Consider the following 20,022-nt stretch of genomic DNA (forward strand, 5'->3'; position numbering starts at 1 on the left):
GCCAGTCCCGCTCCGAATCACCTGAGTCGAATACGGTGCGAAGACGTCCGCGTCCGCACGAGGGAATGCCGCCCGGTGGCAGCTCTTCCCGTCGGCCCGGACGGCGCAGCTGTCGGATGCAGGAAGGGGTGTGGCATGAGGTCCCCAGGCGTGCACCTACGGGAGATCACCGACGACAACCGGGATGCCGTTCGCGCCCTCCGCGTCCGACGTGACCAGAAGCAGTTCGTCGCCTCCGTGTCCAAGTCGCTCAAGGAGGCGGCAAAGAAGCCGGAGGCCAATCCCTGGTACCGCGCCGTCTACCGTGGTGACGAGCCGGTCGGCTTCGTGATGCTGTCGTGGAAACCGCCGACTGGTCCGTTCAAAGGGCGGCACTTCCTCTGGCGCCTCCTCGTCGACAAGCGGTACCAGAGGCGAGGGATCGGCCGAGAGGCGCTCACGCAGATCGCCGCCCTGGTTCGCGCGGACGGCGCCACCGAGCTGCTGACCAGCTACGATCCGGGCGACGGCGAACCGTGGCCCTTCTACCAGAAGTTCGGCTTCGAGCCCACCGGGGAGATCGACGACGGCGAGATCCGTCTGCGGTTCACCTTCCCCGCCCGCTGAACTCATACGGGAAGCCGCGGACGGCCTTGACGGGGTCGCGGTAGTTCTCGCCGAGCCGACGGTTCGGGTGTGGTGGGTCATGCCGGGGCACGGTTGCCGGCGGATCGTGCCGATGCCACGGACTGACCGCCGCGTACTCCACCGCTCTCACCACTCACCGCGATGAACGAGCTCCGTCGGGCGGGGGCGGCGCTGAGTGGCGAGCCCGTCGTCATCCCCTACCCCTGAACTCGGACGGGTCCGGGTGCGAAGTGCGCCGGGGCCGGGTTCGTTCGCGGAATCCGGCGAATTGATGCGCAAATATTTCACATGCCGTGGATATTGAGTCGACGATGGAATGGGGGATTCACGCGCCCTGCATCGAAGGGCCGGAGTGGCGGCGCCGACAGCCCCTCGGCGCGCCAGAGGCGTGCCGGGTCCGTTGCGACCTGCGGGTACCTCGCTCAGGTCAAGTCGGCGCGCCGAAGAGTTCTGGTGACAGAACGCGAACACATCGTGGATGGTTCCGTGACCGGATGCTCTGTATAAATTCCCCTGTCGCGAAAATCGGTGCGGCCACCAATTCGGCAGAGGGAAAAGAAATGCTCGGCAAGCGTGCTCGTAAGACTGTCGTCGTCGCCATCGGTCTGGCCGCGGCGTTCTCGCTCACCGCATGCAACGGCGACGGCGACGACGGCGCCGCCCCGGCCGCCTCCTCGGAGGGCCAGAGCGCCGGATCGTCGAACGCGACGGGTTCCTCCGGTTCCGGGTCCAAGGGGCCCACGGGCTCCTCCGGCTCCGGGTCCTCCGGCTCCGGGTCCTCCGGCTCCGGGTCCTCCGGCTCCGGGTCCTCCGGCTCCGGGTCCTCCGGCTCCTCCGCCGGGCAGGGCGCGGGCGACGCCAAGGCCGGCACCTGCCGTACCGACGCGCTCCAGGTCGAAGCCGCCGACAACACCACCGGCAAGAAGGAGGGGGTCGTGACCGTCAGTTTCAAGAACACCGGCGGTGACTGCGTCGTGAACGGCTTCGCCGGTGCCGACCTCAAGACGGCCGACGGATCCTCGATCTCCCTGGACCGCAACGGCGAGGCCACGAGCCGAGACGTCATCAAGACGGGCGAACTGGCGGCCTTCAACATCTACTTCCCTGTCAACGACTCCGGCGGTTCCGGTGTCCGCCCGACCAAGATCGTGGTCACGCCGCCGAACGAGACAAAGTCCGTCACCGTCTCCTGGCCTGCCGGCAGCCTGCCCGCGAGCGACAGCCCCGACGGCACCAAGCTGGAGATCAGCCCGGTCCACAAGGTTGGCTGACCCACGCCGCGAGCCGACCACCGGCGTACCCGACGATGCAGAGCCCAGGCCGACGGCCTGGGCTTTCGCGATGACTGGACTCCTTTCCGCCCGACCGCGACAATGTGTCCGGCAGTACCTCGCCTTCCACGACGAACGGTCGCTGGTGCCCGCCTCGGGCGTACTGCCCGACGACGTAATGCGCGACGATCCGTTGCCGCTGCGTCCCATGGGATTCCTTCGCCCCGACTCGCGCGTATTCCTCGACACGCTGGCGAGGCTGCCGGGCGGTGCGCCGCCCGTGGCTGCGCGAGATCCATGACCGGGTGCGGGCCCACCCGCGCCCCCGCCCGTTCTGAGCCCGCGCCCGGCGCGCCGCGCACCGCGCGGAAGCAGCGGCACGCACAGAAGCAGCGGCAGGCACCGAAGGTCCGGAAGGGGCGGCAAGCAAGAAAGCGGCAGTGGGCGCGGGCGGAAGGGAATGGCAGGCGCCCGGGGGACCGGCCCGGCGGTCGCCTACAACAATCCCTACAACCAGGCAAGACCTTCGTGAGTCATGCTCCTTGGCCGGATCTCTCGGCTACCGATCAGCACAAAAGGGAACGCATGAACCGACCCAGAAGCACGACGATTGCCGCGGCCTGTGCCGTCGTGCTCGCCACCGCAGGCGGCCTGCTCAGCGTGGCCCCGTCCGCCTCCGCCGCCGCTGTGACCTGCGCATCGCCCGTCTTCAAACGGACGTTCTACGCGAACACCACCTTCTCCGGGACGCCCAAGCGTACGGACTGCGACTCCACGGTCGACGAGAACTGGGGCACCCGCGCGCCCGGTTACAAGGGCATGCCCGCCAACAAGTTCGGCGTGCGCTGGGCCATGAGCCGCGACTTCGGCTCCGGCGGACCCTTCTCGTTCACCGTCTCCGCCCGGGACGGCATCCGCGTCTATCTCGACGGCGTCCGCAAGGTCGACGTGTGGAAGGACGTCTCCACCACCGTCACCAAGACCGTCAACGTGACCATCCCGTCGGGCAGGCACAGCCTCCGCGTCGACTACGTCAACTGGACCGGCTCCGCGAACGTCAAGTTCGCCTACGCGCCCCGCACGTCGGCGAGCGTCGACAAGGTCAAGCCGCTCGTCCCGGCCGGTACCGCCGTCACGTACAGCACGGCGACCATGTCCACGAAGGTCTCCTGGGCCAGGAACAAGGAGATGGACCTCGCCGGATACCGCGTGTACCGGCGGCTGAAGGGCACGTCCTTCCCCACGAAGCCGATCGCGACGACGACGTCCACCTCGTGGACCGACACGACCGTCCCGAAGGACGGCTACGTCCACTACTACGAGGTCCGCGCCTACGACAAGGCCGGCAACACCTCGTCGGGCACCGCCGACCTCGGCATCACCACCGTCGACCGGACCGCCCCCGCCGCCCCGAAGGGCGTCGACGAGAACTGGGCCATGGGCTACCCGGAGGAGATCACCCTCTACTGGGACAGCAACACGGAGCCCGACCTCGCCGGCTATCGCGTCTACCGATCGACGTCCAAGCCGGTCGCCCTCACTCCCGAGAACCTCCTGAACGGGGACAAGCTGTCGGGCGGCGGCTACACCGGACCGCTGCCGCAGACCGGCGACATCCACTACTACGTCGTCACCGCCGTCGACACGCACGGCCTGGAATCCCCGGCCTCGGCCCCGGCGATGTACTACACCCGTGACCTGACCGGCCCGGTCGACACCGCCCTCAACGCAACGGCCGCCGAGAGCGAGGCGGGCGTCACGCTGACCTGGGACCCTTCCGAGCGGACCAGCGAGGACTTCGCGGGCTACTCGGTCTTCCGGACGCGCGCCACGGCCACCGGCACCGCGCCCGAGGAAGTCGGCAAGGGCGTGAAGGGCACCACCTTCACCGATGCCGCCCCGCCGCCCGGCACCACGTACATCTACCGGGTCGTCGCCCTGGACCACGCCGGGAACGGGGGCCCCGCCTCCGACAAGGTCACCGTCGCCGTCACCGGCAACACGACCGCCCCCGCCGCGCTCACCGGGGTGAGCGCCACCCCGAAGGAGAACGGCGTCACCCTCTCCTGGGAGGCGAGCGACGCCCCCGGCCTCGCGCACTACCGCGTGCTGCGCGGCACCCTCGCCGACGGGCAGTGGACGTACGCCCCGGTCAAGGACACCTGGACCCTGCGGCCGAAGGAGATCAAGGAGACGACGTTCCACGACATGGTGCCGGCCGACGGACAGGAGGCGCGTTACGCCGTCGTCGCCGTCGACCAGTACGGCAACCAGCTCGCCCCGGACACCGGCGCGAGCGTCGTCGCCGTCACCGCACTGGATCTGCGCCCCACCACCCCGCCCGCCACCGGCGGCCCGTTCTCCTACGTGGGCTCCGGTTCGGACGGCTACATCACCTGGGGCTTCGTCGGCACCGCCAACGAGAACGGCAGCCCGGCCACCGACATCGTCATCCGCCGCTGGAACCCGCGGACGAGCGAGTTCGACCTGATCAACACCTCGCCCCACGACTCCGGCTCCTCGTACTGGGACACCACCCGACTGCCCGCGACCACGGTGTACTACCGCCTCTCCGTCCGCTACGCCGACGGCACCGAGTCCGGCGCGACGCAGACGGCGGCCGTCACCTACTGAGCCCGCGTTCCGGCCTCCTCCGCATGGCGCCGACCGAAGGCGGAGCGCGGAGGAGGGCGGACCTGACCTCCCGGAGGGCGGGCGCAGGCCGACCGGCGGTACTGGCGCTGCGCTCTTCGGCTGCGGGAGGCCGTCGCATCCTGCCGCATGCTCTGCGGCAGCGGTCAGGGCGGTGTGGCCGAACCGGCGAATCCGGCGATTGCCTCGCGCAACGGGCCGGCCGCTTCCTTCGGCGCGGCGCGGGTGTCGAGACCCAGTACCTCGATGAGCCCCAGACGGCCACGCGGCCCTTCGACGCGCAGGACCCGCTGGGTGGGGCCGTCCGGCGAGGGATGGACCACGAGGGCGAGCGGGGCGTCGGGGTCGGTGTACCCGGCGATGTAGGTGAGGAGTTGGTGGCGGTCGTCGGCGGAGACGTTCTTCTCCACGTATCCCTTGTACTTCGCGTCCACGACGAGGAAACGCGGCGTGGTGGATTTCCCGGCCGACGGCGGGAAGACCAGCAGCGCATCGGGCCTGAACGACGGGGCCTTGGCCCCGAGCCCTCCGTGCGTCCGGATGTCTCCTTCCCCCTTCCGCGCTCCTCTGCCGCCGAGATCGGCTGCCGCCTCGATGGCCATCCGCCGCACCACGTTCTCCCACAGCACGTCCAGCTTGAGCAGCAGGCTCTTCGCCCCGAACCCGTGCGGTTCCAGTAGATCGCTCACCCCGCCGCCGCCGAGCACCATCCGGGCCCAGGCGTGCGCGGCCCGGTAGTGGCTGTTGAGCCGGGTGTACCGACCCCGTGCGAGCAGGGACAGCGCGTCGAGCGGTCGCTGCGGGCACGGGAACCGCGCCGAGGCGTCCAGGAGCCACATGGTCTGCCGAAGGTCGGTGGACCTCCGGGCGGCGACGGTCAGCGCGGCCCCGCACACCAGGTTCTCCCAGCCGCCGTCCTCGTACTCGAAGCTCTGGAGGTGGAGCCGGTCGACCGTGCCGTAGCACCGGGTCGCCTGCGCCTCCACATCGAGCCGCCCCCGCAGGGCCGTGTCGACACGATTCCGGCGTACGTACTCCCTGCGCAGACCGCGCCGGAGCAGCAGGCGGCATTCGTGCAGCAGCGCGGCGGGCACCAGCCCCGCGTACCCGTCGCTGCCGATGGGCCAGTTCCGTAGTGTCTCGTCGGGGTCCTGCCGGTGGTTGGCGTAACAGAGCCAGTCGATCAGCCGCTTCCCGTGGATCGGGAACTTCGGTCTCAGTACCAGCCGTATCCGGTCGAGCTGGAGCACGCCGGTGGTCGTGTTCGCCTTCAGTACATAGCCGTTGCGGCTTTCGGTGACGGTGACTGCCTTGGTCGCGCGGAGCTTGTCGAGGTCGTCGCCGTACAAGCGTGCGTGGGGGACGGTGACGGGCTCGTACTCCTTGAGAACCACTTCGTGCGGGGTGGCGTCCGCGGGCATCTGTCTCCTCACGGTTCCGTGGTCTCAGGACGCGGCACCGACGGTCCCCTCACCTCTGGCATCGGCGGACACGAACTCGTCGGCCAGCATTTTGGGCAGGTCCTGCGGGTTGGTCTGCACGACCCGACCGGTGCCGTCGTCCACCAGAGTGCCCAGCACACTCCTGAGCAGGTCCGGTTGTCCCAGGCAGTAGTCGGCCACGAGCGGCACGATCTCGTGGTAGAAGGCGTTGGAGAGCTGTTCCGCGGTGACGAGGGGCCGGTCGCCGGCGAGCAGATACGCCTGGCCGAGAAGGTGGTCCGGTCCGAAGGCGGTGTCGAGTTTGGCGTTCAGACCCTCCAGGAATTCGGCCAGACCGAGCCCTTCGACCTCGCCGTCCAGGACGTCCGTGTCCGGCGGTACGTCGAGGAAGGCGAATCTGCGCCGGATGGCCGCGTCGATGTGCCCCACGCTGCGGTCGGCGGAGTTCATGGTGCCGATGATGCGTACGTTCGGCGGCACGGTCTGGGAACGGCCGCTGGTGGGCAGGGTGACGGAGACGGAGCCGCGCTTGTCGAGCTCCAGCAGGGTGATCAACTCGCCCAGGATGCGCGGAAGATCGCCGCGGTTGATCTCGTCGACGACGATGAGAAAGGTGTCGGAGGGCGCCGCGTCGGCTGCCCGGCAGACCCGGCGGAAGAGGCCGTCCGTCATCGTCAGGTTGAGCCCGGCCCCCTCCGCCGCCGCGTCCGGTTTGAACCCCTCGACGAAGTCCTCGTACCCGTAGGACGGATGAAAAGTGACCATGGTGAGGCGGGCCGCCTCGGCTTTCTCGGGAACTTCGGACAACTCGGCGAGTGCCGCGGCGCGTTCCTCCGGCAGGCCCTCGATCTTGTCCCCGTGTCCCGTTAGGGCGAGCGCGACGCTGAGTGCCAGTCGCGTCTTGCCGGTCCCGGGTGGTCCCTGCAGCACGACCTGTCCCTTGTGGTCGAGCAGCTCCCGTACCTTTCGTACGGAATCAGGAAGCTCGGCGTCGATCGCGGCAGCCGGCTCGACCGCCGTGGTGGCGGCTGCCGTTCGGCCCCGCCGGATCTCCCGCCACAGCGTGGCGGGAACCTTGGCGAGCGTCGGCTGCCAGGCGTGACGTGGTGAATCGAAGAGTTGGGCGTACGACGTGTCCCAGTCCACGCCCACCGTGTGCCGGTACTTCTCCCTGTCCTGGTCGTACGCGTAGCCGTCGGCGACGGTGCCGACCGCCAGCACCTCCGACTTGCCCCGGTTGGCGACGACCAGGTCGCCGGGTTCGAGGTCGCGGAAGGCGAGCATCTGCCGGGCGAGCCGCAGGTTCCCGCCGGTGCTGTGCGGCCAGTACTGGTCCAGGGTTTCCTTGAGTTCCAGGTCGCTCTCGTACTGGCCGAGGCTGCCGACCTCGTCCCAGCCGATCCGGATGCGACGGTTCGCGAGGCAGTCGCCCCAGAGACTGGCGCGTTCCCCTGGCGCGATCTTCCAGATCACCCGGTCCCGGGGCCGTGGATCGTGGAAGGTGTACAGGAATTGCATCACCTCGTGCGGGTGCCAGCCCTCGAACTCCGGAACCTTCCGCACGAGATCGAGCAGTTCACGATTGGCCCGCCACGTTCGCACGCCCGAGGAGTACTGGTGCGGTCGGCCGCCCAGCAGCGCGGTGAAGTGGCGGACGTGCGAGGCGGAGAAGATCGGCAGGAAATCGCCCGGGAAGTAGACCGCCAGGGCTTTGGTGGTCAGGGCCTGACCGTACGAAAGCGACTCCAGCTCGTCGATGCGTTCGTAGGACCCTTGGGCCGCCGCGGCGAAGGCGGTCACGAACTCGGCGCGGACCTTCGTCCAGGCGTGTCGCACATCGAGTCCGCGCAGAGCACTGGGCACGACTCGCCACTCACCCGTCCGGTGCTGGTACACGATGTGCTTGGCCGCGCTGCCGCCGCGGATGCTGCCGAGCGCGCTGGTGCCGTATTCGAGCAGGCGACAGAAGGAGTACTGCGCATTCCCATAGGCGGCCGGCCCCAGTGCGTACCGCTCCAGCGACAGCTCGGGCCAGTTGTCCAGCGGGAATTCCTCCCGCACACGCCCTCGCTCCTCCTCCGCCCTGACCGCGGCCCGCCCGGCCGCTTCCCGATCGAAGCTCACGACGCGCCCCGCGAGGCCGTCCCAGAAGTCCCCACCCTCAGCCATGGGCGCATTCTTCCGCACCCCGAGCACCGAAGGGCGGCCGATGCGCAGGACGAGGGACACGTGACTGTCGGCCGAGGGGCACGCATCCCGGTGGGCGGCCGGAGCGCGGAGCACCCGCTCCCGCACTCCCTCCCGCTCTGAGCTTGGGAATCAACGGTGCTTGGGCCGTTGAAGGGGCTCTGACCTGCGCTTTCGCGTTGGGCAGGTGGATGGCTACGGTCTCTGGTCGCCGTATCTGACCGCTGTTGCCCGCTCTGCTGGGCACGGATGGGGCACGCACCCCGGCAGTGCAGCGGGCCCTGCCAGGGTGCGTGCTCCGGATGGGCTGGCGGGTCAGAGAGGGATGATGCGGACCTGGTTGCCGCAGAGCTTGGTCATGTCGTCGCTGTCGGACGTCAGGAGGGCGACCGGTTTCGGCTGGCGCAGGGCGACCTCGGCGACCGTGGCGTCGATGGCGTACTTGTGTCCGTGCAGGCCAACATCCTTGAGGAGCTGCGCTGCCGCTTTGGCCGCTTGTTCGGTGACCGGCTCCACCCTGATGCGGGAGAGGGCCCAGTTCGGGCGGGGGATGTTGGTGCGGGCGTGGCTGACTTCCACGATGGTGTTCGCCCCGATCACGAGGTCGGCCCCCATGTCGTGGAAGACCTGCAACATCGCGAGGAGTTGGCGGTCCTGCGCGATCCACGCGGAGAGCCCTTCCGAGTCCAGGACGACGGTCTCGATGCGCTCGCTCACGCGGCGTCCACGCCCGTGGCGGAGCCATCGGCGCCGAAGATCTTGGAACGGGCTTCGGCGAGCTCCTCGTCGCTGAAGGGCCCGTGTTGCTCCTCGTGCCGGCGAAGATCCTCGCCCAGAAGCTGGTGCCGGATCTGGCGGGCCACGGCTTCCGCCACGTAGCCGGAGACGTTGTCCGTGAGCTTGCGGAGCTCCGCCACCTGGTCGCTGGGGAGCGTGACGGTGATGCGAGTCGTCGAAGACATATGGCAAGCACGCTGGAGTATGCGTGCAAGGGCTTGTGCATTACTGCCCCATCGCCACTCTCCGTGACGCTGGCCACACAGTGTGGATGGGGCGCCACACGTCGCGACGTTGCCTCCTCTTCGGCCTCGACGAGCGGTGCGACCTGTAGGAACCGTGGCAGCCTCTCCGTCGACAGGCAAGGCGCGCGCTTCGTGTGCCAGGGGTGATGGCGCATGGTTGGGGTCATCGGCGTGGATGAGCAGGAGAACATGCTTCCTGTCTCCGCCCTCGGCCAGCTTCCCCCGTGCCGCCACATCCGGACAACAAAGAAGCCCCCGACCGCTGGCCTGGGGCTTTTCGTGGAGCGGGTGACGAGAATCGAACTCGCGCTCTGAGCTTGGGAAGCTCATGTTCTACCATTAAACTACACCCGCGAAGCACAGTGATCATTGTCCTCGATCAACTCCTTGTGCAGCGTTCCACACTCTACCCCATGCCAGACCCCCGGCGATGCCGTGGGTCTTTTTTGGTGTGCGGAGGGTCGGTGCGGAGGCGGATGCGGGTGCTGTGGGCGGGAGTTGGGGGCGTAGCGTAGGGCGTCGGAGCGTCGCCTGGAGCGGCGTCCCGTTCATCCCCTAATGTGGCGGTCTCGTCCACGGCTTGATGGGGAAGGGACTTGATGGACTCCATGGAGCGCACCGTCGTCCGCTGTGCTGAAGGGCACATTTTCGCTACCGCCTCGTTCCCGATGCAGCAGCTCGGGTCCGGACGGATCGGCCCCGGGCGGCTCATTCGCTGTCCTCGTTGCGCGCGGCTGCGGCATGCCGTGCCCGTGGCGTTCGAGCAGCGGTAGCGGAAGGCCGCGGGTGACGCGGCGGGAGCGGTGACAGGCGCGCGGGGCGGTCCCTGGTTGGGGCGGGCCCGCGCGTTCTGCGTATCCTCGGGGAGTGCTTCTCTCAGACAAGGACATCCGGGCCGAGATCGACGCCGGACGTGTACGCATTGATCCATTCGATGCGTCGATGGTGCAGCCATCGAGTATCGATGTGCGGCTCGACCGCTACTTCCGGGTGTTCGAGAACCACCGTTACCCGCATATCGACCCGGCCGTCGAGCAGACGGATCTGACGCGCATGGTCGAGCCGGACGGGGACGAGGCGTTCATCCTGCACCCCGGCGAATTCGTGCTCGCCTCGACGTACGAGATCATTTCGCTTCCCGACGACCTCGCGTCGCGGCTGGAGGGGAAGAGTTCGCTTGGGCGGCTCGGCCTGGTGACGCACTCGACCGCCGGGTTCATCGACCCGGGATTCTCCGGGCACGTGACGCTGGAGCTGTCGAATCTCGCGACCCTGCCGATCAAGCTGTGGCCGGGCATGAAGATCGGGCAGTTGTGCATGTTCCGGCTGAGTTCGCCGGCCGAGTTCCCGTACGGCTCCGAGCGGTACGGATCCCGGTACCAGGGCCAGCGCGGGCCGACCGCTTCGCGCTCGTACGTGAATTTCCATCGGACCCAGGTGTGACGCCGGATGAGTGATGACGTGCGGGAGAATCTGACGTACGAGGCATTCGGTCATGCCGTGCGCGAGCTGGCGCAGACCGTGGCCGACGACGGATTCGAGCCCGATATCGTGCTGAGCATCGCGCGCGGTGGGGTGTTCGTCGCGGGCGGTCTCGCCTACGCGCTGGACTGCAAGAACATTCACCTGGTGAACGTCGAGTTCTATACCGGGGTGGGGACCACCTTGGAAATGCCGGTCATGCTGGCACCCGTTCCGAATGCGATCGATTTCTCGGACAAGAAGGTGTTGATCGCCGACGACGTCGCCGACACCGGGAAGACGCTGAAGCTCGTACGTGATTTCTGCGTCGATCACGTGGCCGAGGTGCGCAGCGCGGTCATCTACGAGAAGCCGCATTCGCTCGTGAAGTGCGAGTACGTGTGGAAGAAGACCGATCGCTGGATCAACTTCCCGTGGAGCGTGGACAAGCCCGTCGTACGGCGTGGCGGACAGGTCCTCGACGCCTGAGATCTGGTGGGGCGCCTGAGACCTTGCGGGGTGCCTGAGATTCGGTGGGCGTCTGAGGCTCGGCGGTGTGTCTGAGGCCCGGCGGCGCGGGTTCGGTCTTTTCCGGGCCGGTCCTTTTCGGGTCGGTCCTTTCCGGCTGGCCTGTCGCCCGGCTGGTTGTTTCTGCTTGGCCGTCCCTGGGCGGTCGCTCTCTGATCCGTCGCTTTCCATTCGGCCGTCCCGTTTTGGGTTGTTCCTGAATCGGCTGTTCCGCGTTCGAGGCGCGGGGCCGCCGCCCGTTCGGGGTAGGCGTGAGCCCCGGCGGGGAACACTCTCCTTCCATGCGGACAGGTCTTGCCATGATCCGTGGCGGAACTGGGGGAGAGATGGCAGAAGGGAACGGTACGCCGTCGCCCGGAGGAACGAGCGGCCCACCTGAGAGAGCAGGTGGCTCCTCAAGATCCCGATGGCGCGGCTGGGCTGGGCGCCACGGGCCCGAGACGCTGATCGGCGCGCTCGTCGTGACCGTCGTCGGCGCGGTCGCTTCCGTGGTCCTCACCTCGGTGTTCGAGGGCGATGGCGACGAGAACGCGAAGGGCTCGCCTCCCGCCGCGTCCGCGACGCAGGGCACGGTGACGCCCGGCGCCGTCGCCTCGCCCTCCTGCACGGCGGAGGCGTGCGCGGGGCTGGATCCCGAGAAGACAGGGTGCGGCGTGGGAGCGCGGACGCTGGAGGAGGACTGGATCGGCACGATGCACCTGGAGATCCGGTACAGCGAGCGGTGCGCAACGGTGTGGGGCAAACTGACCGGCGCACAGCCCGGGGACACGGTGACGATCAACACCACGCCCTCCCGGCGGCAGTCCGCGTCCGTACGCACCGGGCAGACCAAGTACACGCCGATGCTCGCCGTCGAGGACGATTTCTCCGCCCAGGCGACCGCGGTCGCGGTCAGCGGGAAGCCGAGCGAGGAGATCCCGAAGGGCTACACCCTCCGGGTCGGAGCGGACCGGACATCGCTTCCGTCGGCCACGGCGACGGTGCCCCCTGCGAAGGCGCAGCCTGCGGAGGCGCAGTCCGTGACAGGACAACCCGGGGTGGCAGCGGGCGCGGCGGAGGCCGTCTGAGCGGGCGGTGCCCGTGCGTATGCCGGCGCCCCCGGGCCCGTACGCGACGGCCCCGGCACCGTCGCGACGCGGTGCCGGGGCCCTTCCGTTCCTGCCGTTCTTCTGGTTCTCGCGCTTCGCGCGTTCGTCCCGTATGCGTGGTCAGATCGTGCCCAGCTTGATGATCGACAGCAGGGCGATCAGCTGGATCGCGGACGCGCCCAGGGCCTTCGGCCACGGCAGGTCGTGCGACTTGCTCACCATCGTGGTGAAGAGCGCGGCCGAGGCCAGCCAGGTGCCCCAGCCGAGGATCTGGACCAGGGAGTTCTCGCCGCCGAGGAACAGGGCGAATATCAGGCGGGGCGCGTCCGTCATCGACATGATCAGCATGGAGAGGCCCACGGTCGGCTGCCAGGCGCCGTCGCCGCCGAGCTGGCGGGCGAGCGTGTGTGTGACCGCGCCCAGGACCAGGCCGCCGAGGACGAAGCAGACGCCCGTGACGACGACGTAGGGGATCGCCGTGGAGATCGTCGCGTTGATCGCGTCTTCCCGGGCCTTGTCGAAGCCGAAGAGCGCGAGCAGGCCGTACAGGAACGTGATGATCAGCGCCGGGCCCCAGACGGGGTAGTCGCGCATCTGCAAGAACGTCGGCCCCGGGCGCAGCACGATGCCGCTGAGCATGTCCTTCCAGTGCAGCCGCGGGCCAGCGGGCTGGGCGGGGGCCTGACCGGCGTGGTAGGTGCTGCCGTCGCCGTACGGGGCCTCGCCGACGCTGAACGCCTGGGTGTGGCCCGGCGAGTTGGCGTACGGGTCGCGCTGCGGCGGGCCTCCCTGGGGGTGGGGCTGCTGGTACGGGTCGCCGAAGTACTCCGGTTCGCCGTGACCACCGGCGTGGTGGCCGGCGTGGTGGCCGGCCCGCGGGCCGCCGTTGTTGTAGCCGCCCTGGTAGCCGTTGCCGTCGTTGGGGTAGCCGCCGTGGTTGTACGGGGGAGGGGCGCCGTTGCCACCCGCCGGCGGCCAAGGCTGCTGCCCGTACGGCGGTGGTGCCTGTGTGCCGTACGGCTGCTGCTGCGGTTGCTGCTGCGCCTGTTGCGGGGTGCGGTTGTCCCGGCCGCGTCCGATCCTGAATCCAGCCACGCGTCGAACGTACCTGGTCCGCGCGGGTGTGGTGAGAGGGCCGGGGAAACCTGACCGCCATTGCGGCCGAGCTGTGACATCCCCTAGGGGACTCTGGGGGAGCTCCGGGGCTCTGGGGGAGCCCCTGCGGCCATCTGGGGGCTCTCGGGGGGCGTGGAAACGTCTGAGAGGCCGGCGCGGCTCACGCCGCACTCCCGGTACCCCGGTACTCCCGGCCGCAGCCCGTGCGCCGGCGAAGCGTGCGCGAGCCGGCCGTGCGGGAGTGGACTGGTGCGGAAGCGGCTGGTACGGAGGCGGAGCTGCGTGGAGAGCTGGATGGCCTCGTACGAAACGCGGAAGCGGCCGGGCCCGCCCCGAGGCAGGTCCGGCCGCTTCCGTCGCACGGCGGTCCGGGCGGTCTACTTCACCGGCTCCGGCTCCGGTTCGTCCGCCGATTCGGCTTGGCCCGCCGGGTCGGTCGGGGTCTTCACGGAGTCCAGCAACAGCTGGGAGACGTCGACCACCTGGACCGACTCCTTCGCCTTGCCGTCGTTCTTCTTGCCGTTGACCGAGTCGGTCAGCATGACGAGGCAGAACGGGCAAGCGGTGGAGACGATGTCCGGGTCGAGGGACAGGGCCTCGTCGACGCGCTCGTCGTTGATGCGCTTGCCGATCCGCTCCTCCATCCACATCCGGGCGCCGCCCGCGCCGCAGCAGAAGCCGCGTTCCTTGTGGCGGTGCATCTCCTGCTGGCGCAGGCCGGGGACCTTGTCCATGATCTCGCGCGGCGGCGTGTAGATCTTGTTGTGACGGCCCAGGTAGCACGGGTCGTGGTAGGTGATCAGGCCCTCGACCGGGGTCACCGGGATCAGCCGGCCCTCGTCGATGAGGTGCTGGAGCAGCTGGGTGTGGTGGATGACCTCGTACTCTCCGCCGAGTTGCGGGTACTCGTTGGCGATGGTGTTGAAGCAGTGCGGGCAGGTCGCGACGATCTTCTTCGAGGACTTGGCCTTCTTCGTCGGGTCGTCCACGCCCCCGTCCTCGTCGAGGGACTCGCCGAACGCCATGTTCAGCATCGCCACGTTCTCCTGGCCGAGCTGCTGGAACAGCGGCTCGTTGCCGAGGCGGCGGGCCGAGTCACCGGTGCACTTCTCGTCGCCGCCCATGATCGCGAACTTGACGCCCGCGATGTGGAGGAGTTCCGCGAACGCCTTCGTGGTCTTCTTGGCCCGGTCCTCCAGGGCGCCCGCGCAGCCGACCCAGTAGAGGTAGTCGACCTCGGTCAGGTCCTCGACGTCCTTGCCGACGATCGGGACCTCGAAGTCGACCTCCTTGGTCCACTCGACGCGCTGCTTCTTGGCGAGCCCCCAGGGGTTGCCCTTCTTCTCCAGGTTCTTGAGCATCGTGCCCGCCTCGGACGGGAACGCGGACTCGATCATCACCTGGTAGCGGCGCATGTCGACGATGTGGTCGATGTGCTCGATGTCGACCGGGCACTGCTCCACGCACGCACCGCAGGTGGTGCAGGACCACAGCACGTCCGGGTCGATGACGCCGTTCTCCTCGACCGTGCCGATCAGTGGCCGCTCGGCCTCCGCCAGCGCCATGGCCGGGACGTCCTCCAGCTGCTCCGCGGACGCCTTCTCCTCGCCCTCCATCGTCTTGCCGCCGCCGGCCAGCAGGTACGGGGCCTTGGCGTGCGCGTGGTCGCGCAGGGACATGATCAGGAGCTTGGGGGAGAGGGGCTTGCCCGTGTTCCAGGCCGGGCACTGCGACTGGCAGCGACCGCACTCGGTGCAGGTGGAGAAGTCGAGGATGCCCTTCCAGGAGAACTGCTCGACCTGGGAGACACCGAAGACGTCCTCCTCGCCCGGGTCCTCGAAGTCGATCTCCTTGCCGCCGGACGTCATCGGCTGCAGCGCGCCGAGGGCGGGCTCGCCGTCCGCGTTCCGCTTGAACCAGATGTTCGGGAAGCCGAGGAAGCGGTGCCAGGCGACACCCATGTTGGTGTTGAGCGAGACCGTGATCATCCAGATCAGCGAGGTGCTGATCTTGATCGCCGCGACGAGGTAGATGAGGTTCTGCAGCGTGCCGAGCGTGAGGCCCTGGAACGCGAGGACCAGGGGGTACGAGATGAAGTAACTGGCCTCGTAGCCGTCGACGTGGTGGATCGCGCCTTCGAGACCGCGCAGGGTCAGGATCGCCAGGCCGATGATGAGGATGACGTACTCGACGAAGTACGCCTGCCACGCCTTGGAGCCCGCGAAGCGGGACTTGCGGCCGGCCCGCGAGGGCAGGTTCAGCAGCCGGATGGCCATCAGCACGAGGATGCCGACCGTCGTCATCAGGCCGATGAACTCGGTGTACATCTCGAACGGCGCCCAGTCACCGATGATCGGCAGCACCCAGTCGGCCTTGAAGAGCTGGCCGTACGCCTGGAGCAGGGTAGGCGGCAGCGTCAGGAAGCCGACGGCGACGAACCAGTGCGCGAAGCCGACGATCCCCCACCGGTTCATCCGGGTATGGCCGAGGAACTCCTTGGCCAGGGTGAGCGTGCGCTGTTTCGGATGGTCGGTACGGCTGCCTGCCGGGACCGGCTGTCCGAGCGTGACGAACCGGTAGATCTGCGCGACGGCTCGGGCGATGAGCGCAACGCCGACCACAGTCAGCACCAGCGACACGATGATCGCGGCGAGTTGCATGTGAGGGCTCCTCGGGCCTGCGAGGGTGGGATCCAGCGTCTACGAGGGAATACTGGCATCTACTAAGCAGTAACTTAATCAGTCCGTGCTGACATTACCCACTTATTCCGCGGCGCTGTAGCCGGACCGGCGGTGATCTGTGTCGCTCGGGTGCGTCTTTGCGGGACGGGCGGACCAGGGGAGGCCCCGGAGCGGCGGAATCCGTACGGCTCGCACCAGGATGGCCAGGTCGAGGCGCACTCCTCGGTGCTCGGCGTAGTGCTGGTCGAGCAGAGCGGGTTCGTCCCACGGCATTCCGGACCGGCAGCGGATCTGTGCCAGGCCGGTGAGGCCCGGTTTCAGTTCCTGTCGCCAGTGTCGCGCGCCGACGGCGACGACGGGGCCGGTGGTTCCCGCGGGGCCTGCGAATCCCGTGGAGTTCGTAGGGTCCGCGGAGTCTCTGGGGCTTGTGGTGTTCGGCGGGCGGGACCGGGGGTCGTCCGGTGACAGGGGCTCCGGGCCGACGAGGGAGAGGTCTCCGCGTACGACGTGCGGCAGGCGGGAGAGCACGTCCAGCCGCAGCCGACGGGTGCGCAGCGTGCGCAGGATGAACACCCTGCCCCCCTGCCCGACCCGGGGCGAGCGCTCGATGATGCCGCCCGGCGGCCTTCGTACCGCGAGGGCGAGGGTGCCCGCGGCGAGGACCGGGGCGGCCAGGGCCAGCAGGACCGATCCGAGGGTCAGGTCCAGGATGCGCTCGGCCGACGGGCGACGCCCCGGGCGCCACTCCGGGAGGTGTCTAGGGCGCCGACGCGAGAAGTGCTGCAGGAGTCCGGCGAGGGCTGCCGTCGACAGCCGGTCGGCGGACCGGCGACGGGGTCGTCCGGGGCGTCGGGGGGCTCGCTGCCGCCCCGGCCTCTGCTCCTGCTCCCATCCCTCTCCCCGCCCCTGCTCCCATCCCTCTCCCCGCCCCTGCTCCCATCCCTCTCCCCGCCCCTGCTCCCACCCTTGTGCCTGCCCCTGTTCTCGCCCGTCTCCCTGTTGCTTCCGCCCCCATGCCTGTCCTTGTGTCTGCCTCTGCCTTTGCTGCCTCTGTCTCTGCATCGGTTCGCACCTGCCTGGTGGGGTCGGCCGGGCCGGAGTGTCTGGTTTGTATGACTCGCGGCGGTTTATGGCAGAACGATCCCATGGCGTGATGATGGGGGGAGGTTGTGCGGCCCGCGGGGTGGGCGGGTGTTGTCCCGGGATGGCTGCCGCGTGCGGTGGATGCACGATAGTTGAGTCGGCCCGACTCAACTCTGTTGACACTGGAATGCGTGTCGTGCATCCTTGAGTCAGTTCCACTCAAGTAGTCATCCTGGAGGAATCGAAATGGCACGTGCGGTCGGCATCGACCTGGGCACGACTAACTCCGTCGTCAGCGTTCTCGAAGGCGGCGAGCCCACCGTCATCACCAACGCAGAGGGCGCCAGGACCACGCCGTCCGTCGTCGCCTTCGCGAAGAACGGCGAGGTGCTGGTCGGTGAGGTCGCCAAGCGCCAGGCGGTGACCAACGTCGACAGGACCATCCGCTCGGTCAAGCGCCACATGGGCACCGACTGGAAGATCGACCTGGACGGCAAGAGCTTCAACCCGCAGCAGATGAGCGCCTTCATCCTGCAGAAGCTGAAGCGTGACGCCGAGGCGTACCTGGGCGAGAAGGTGACCGACGCGGTCATCACCGTTCCCGCGTACTTCAACGACTCCGAGCGCCAGGCCACGAAGGAGGCCGGCGAGATCGCGGGCCTGAACGTCCTGCGCATCGTCAACGAGCCGACGGCCGCAGCGCTGGCGTACGGGCTCGACAAGGACGACCAGACGATCCTCGTCTTCGACCTCGGTGGCGGCACCTTCGACGTCTCGCTGCTGGAGATCGGCGACGGCGTCGTCGAGGTGAAGGCCACCAACGGTGACAACCACCTCGGTGGTGACGACTGGGACCAGCGCGTCGTCGACTACCTGGTGAAGCAGTTCGCCAACGGGCACGGCGTGGACCTGTCCAAGGACAAGATGGCGCTCCAGCGTCTGCGCGAGGCCGCGGAGAAGGCGAAGATCGAGCTCTCCTCCTCGACCGAGACCACGATCAACCTTCCCTACATCACGGCGTCCGCCGAGGGCCCGCTGCACCTGGACGAGAAGCTCACGCGCTCGCAGTTCCAGCAGCTGACCGCCGACCTCCTGGAGCGCTGCAAGACGCCGTTCAACAACGTCGTCAAGGACGCGGGTATCCAGCTGTCCGAGATCGACCACGTCGTCCTCGTCGGTGGCTCGACCCGCATGCCGGCCGTCGCCGAGCTCGTCAAGGAGCTGACCGGTGGCCGCGAGGCCAACAAGGGTGTGAACCCGGACGAGGTCGTCGCCATCGGCGCCTCGCTCCAGGCCGGTGTCCTCAAGGGCGAGGTCAAGGACGTCCTGCTGCTCGACGTCACCCCGCTGTCCCTCGGCATCGAGACCAAGGGCGGCATCATGACCAAGCTCATCGAGCGCAACACCACGATCCCGACCAAGCGTTCCGAGATCTTCACGACGGCGGAGGACAACCAGCCGTCCGTGCAGATCCAGGTCTACCAGGGCGAGCGCGAGATCGCGGCGTACAACAAGAAGCTCGGCATGTTCGAGCTGACGGGCCTGCCGCCGGCCCCGCGCGGCGTGCCGCAGATCGAGGTCTCCTTCGACATCGACGCCAACGGCATCATGCACGTCACCGCCAAGGACCTCGGCACCGGCAAGGAACAGAAGATGACCGTCACCGGCGGCTCCTCGCTGCCGAAGGACGAGGTCAACCGGATGCGTGAGGAGGCCGAGCAGTACGCGGAGGAGGACCACCGCCGGCGTGAGGCCGCCGAGACCCGCAACCAGGGCGAGCAGCTCGTCTACCAGACGGAGAAGTTCCTCAAGGACAACGAGGACAAGGTTCCCGCCGACGTGAAGACGGAGGTGGAGACCGCCGTCAACGAGCTGAAGGAGAAGCTCAAGGGCGAGGACAACGCCGAGATCCGTACCGCCACCGAGAAGGTCGCGGCCGTCTCCCAGAAGCTGGGCCAGGCGATGTACGCGGGTGCCCAGGCCGACGGCGACCCGCAGCCGGGCGCCCAGAAGGCCAAGGCCGACGACGATGTCGTCGACGCGGAGATCGTGGACGACGAGAAGGACGCCAAGGGCGGTGCGGTGTGACCGAGGAGAACTCGGGCTTCGAGGAGAAGCCCGACGTCCCCTCCGGCGCCACCCCTGATGGAGCTGAGCCGAAGGACGCCGCCTCCTCCTCCAAGGAGGAAGAGGCGTCCCCGGCCGGGGACGCAGTAGAGACAGTCGGTCTGACGGCCCAACTGGACCAGGTCCGTACCGCGCTCAACGAGCGCACGGGCGACCTCCAGCGGCTCCAGGCCGAGTATCAGAACTACCGTCGCCGCGTCGAGCGGGACCGGGCCACGGTCAAGGAGATCGCGACCGCGAACCTCCTGTCCGAGATCCTGCCCGTGCTCGACGACATCGGCCGGGCCCGGGACCACGAGGAGCTCGTGGGCGGGTTCAAGTCGGTGGCGGAATCGCTGGAGACGGTCGTCGCCAAGCTGGGCCTCCAGCAGTTCGGCAAGGAGGGCGAGCCCTTCGACCCGACGATCCACGAGGCCCTGATGCACTCGTACGCGCCGGACGTCAAGGAGACGACCTGCGTGGCGATCCTGCAGCCGGGGTATCGGATCGGCGAACGCACGATCCGCCCCGCGCGGGTGGCGGTGGCCGAGCCGCAGCCGGGCGCGACGCCGGGCGCGTCCAAGGAAGAGAAGGCAAGCGACGAGGAGAGCGGTGGCACCGAGGAGGTCTGACGTCCCGTCCGACCATCTCGCGGCGCACCGCCCGGGGGGGGGGGGGGGGGGGGGGGGGGGGGGGGGGGGGGGGGGGGGGGGGGGGGGGGGGGGGGGGGGGGGGGGGGGGGGGGGGGGGGGGGGGGG

The 20,022-nt window shown here is 68.7% G+C and carries 15 protein-coding genes and 1 tRNA gene; 8 read left to right on the plus strand and 8 right to left on the minus strand.

The window, feature by feature from the left end; genetic code table 11:
• Positions 1-135 precede the first annotated feature (135 nt).
• The 3 genes from ACGF2V_RS01925 (at position 136) to ACGF2V_RS01935 (ending at position 4,532) form a co-directional block, all read left to right on the plus strand.
• Positions 136-606, plus strand: a complete 471-nt coding sequence (locus ACGF2V_RS01925; protein ID WP_362629672.1) for a GNAT family N-acetyltransferase — start codon at positions 136-138, stop codon at positions 604-606.
• 581 nt (positions 607-1,187) lie between these two features.
• On the plus strand, positions 1,188-1,898 hold the full coding sequence (locus ACGF2V_RS01930) for a DUF4232 domain-containing protein (RefSeq protein ID WP_362708814.1): 711 nt from the start codon (positions 1,188-1,190) through the stop codon (positions 1,896-1,898).
• A gap of 585 nt (positions 1,899-2,483) precedes the next feature.
• Positions 2,484-4,532, plus strand: coding sequence for a fibronectin type III domain-containing protein (locus ACGF2V_RS01935; RefSeq protein WP_362708811.1), 2,049 nt, complete (start codon positions 2,484-2,486; stop codon positions 4,530-4,532).
• 164 nt (positions 4,533-4,696) lie between these two features.
• Here the strand turns inward: ACGF2V_RS01935 and ACGF2V_RS01940 are convergent, their stop codons facing one another.
• From ACGF2V_RS01940 to ACGF2V_RS01960, 5 genes are all read right to left on the minus strand, one after another.
• Entirely contained in the window at positions 4,697-5,971 is a 1,275-nt protein-coding gene (locus ACGF2V_RS01940; protein WP_362629663.1) for a PE-PGRS family protein, read from the minus strand.
• Positions 5,972-5,995: 24 nt separating this feature from the next.
• Positions 5,996-8,161: an AAA family ATPase gene (locus tag ACGF2V_RS01945; RefSeq protein WP_362708808.1), complete on the minus strand. Its 2,166-nt coding sequence runs from the start codon at positions 8,159-8,161 to the stop codon at positions 5,996-5,998.
• A 333-nt stretch (positions 8,162-8,494) separates the two neighbouring features.
• Entirely contained in the window at positions 8,495-8,896 is a 402-nt protein-coding gene (locus ACGF2V_RS01950; RefSeq protein ID WP_362629657.1) for a DNA-binding protein, read from the minus strand.
• Positions 8,893-9,141: a type II toxin-antitoxin system CcdA family antitoxin gene (locus ACGF2V_RS01955; RefSeq protein ID WP_362629655.1), complete on the minus strand. Its 249-nt coding sequence runs from the start codon at positions 9,139-9,141 to the stop codon at positions 8,893-8,895. The genes ACGF2V_RS01950 and ACGF2V_RS01955 overlap by 4 nt, the downstream gene beginning before the upstream one ends.
• A 340-nt stretch (positions 9,142-9,481) precedes the next feature.
• A tRNA-Gly gene (locus tag ACGF2V_RS01960) sits at positions 9,482-9,555 on the minus strand.
• 513 nt (positions 9,556-10,068) lie between these two features.
• Here ACGF2V_RS01960 and dcd point away from each other — a divergent pair.
• From dcd to ACGF2V_RS01975, 3 genes are all read left to right on the plus strand, one after another.
• On the plus strand, positions 10,069-10,644 hold the full coding sequence (gene dcd / locus ACGF2V_RS01965; protein WP_362629652.1) for a dCTP deaminase: 576 nt from the start codon (positions 10,069-10,071) through the stop codon (positions 10,642-10,644).
• Between the two features lie 6 nt (positions 10,645-10,650).
• The gene (locus ACGF2V_RS01970; protein WP_362629649.1) at positions 10,651-11,151 is read left to right on the plus strand and encodes a phosphoribosyltransferase; all 501 of its coding nucleotides are present in this window, start codon (positions 10,651-10,653) and stop codon (positions 11,149-11,151) included.
• Positions 11,152-11,651: 500 nt separating this feature from the next.
• Positions 11,652-12,257, plus strand: a complete 606-nt coding sequence (locus tag ACGF2V_RS01975) for a DUF2690 domain-containing protein (protein WP_362629646.1) — start codon at positions 11,652-11,654, stop codon at positions 12,255-12,257.
• Positions 12,258-12,398: 141 nt separating this feature from the next.
• On the opposite strand, the gene ACGF2V_RS01980 is transcribed toward ACGF2V_RS01975, so the two are convergent.
• From ACGF2V_RS01980 to ACGF2V_RS01990, 3 genes are all read right to left on the minus strand, one after another.
• On the minus strand, positions 12,399-13,373 hold the full coding sequence (locus ACGF2V_RS01980; protein ID WP_362629643.1) for a Yip1 family protein: 975 nt from the start codon (positions 13,371-13,373) through the stop codon (positions 12,399-12,401).
• Between the two features lie 398 nt (positions 13,374-13,771).
• Complete coding sequence (locus tag ACGF2V_RS01985) at positions 13,772-16,054, minus strand: (Fe-S)-binding protein (RefSeq protein ID WP_362629640.1); 2,283 nt, start codon at positions 16,052-16,054, stop codon at positions 13,772-13,774.
• Between the two features lie 102 nt (positions 16,055-16,156).
• The gene (locus tag ACGF2V_RS01990; protein WP_392910419.1) at positions 16,157-16,888 is read right to left on the minus strand and encodes a sugar transferase; all 732 of its coding nucleotides are present in this window, start codon (positions 16,886-16,888) and stop codon (positions 16,157-16,159) included.
• A 516-nt stretch (positions 16,889-17,404) separates the two neighbouring features.
• Between ACGF2V_RS01990 and dnaK the strand changes: the two genes are divergently transcribed.
• Together dnaK and grpE are read left to right on the plus strand one after the other, a co-directional pair.
• Complete coding sequence (gene dnaK, locus ACGF2V_RS01995; protein WP_389043444.1) at positions 17,405-19,246, plus strand: molecular chaperone DnaK; 1,842 nt, start codon at positions 17,405-17,407, stop codon at positions 19,244-19,246.
• Positions 19,243-19,896, plus strand: coding sequence for a nucleotide exchange factor GrpE (gene grpE / locus ACGF2V_RS02000; protein WP_362630931.1), 654 nt, complete (start codon positions 19,243-19,245; stop codon positions 19,894-19,896). The genes dnaK and grpE overlap by 4 nt, the downstream gene beginning before the upstream one ends.
• Positions 19,897-20,022: the final 126 nt, after the last annotated feature.

It is taken from the genome of Streptomyces sp. NPDC047982, assembly GCF_043204165.1.
GTDB lineage: Bacteria > Actinomycetota > Actinomycetes > Streptomycetales > Streptomycetaceae > Streptomyces.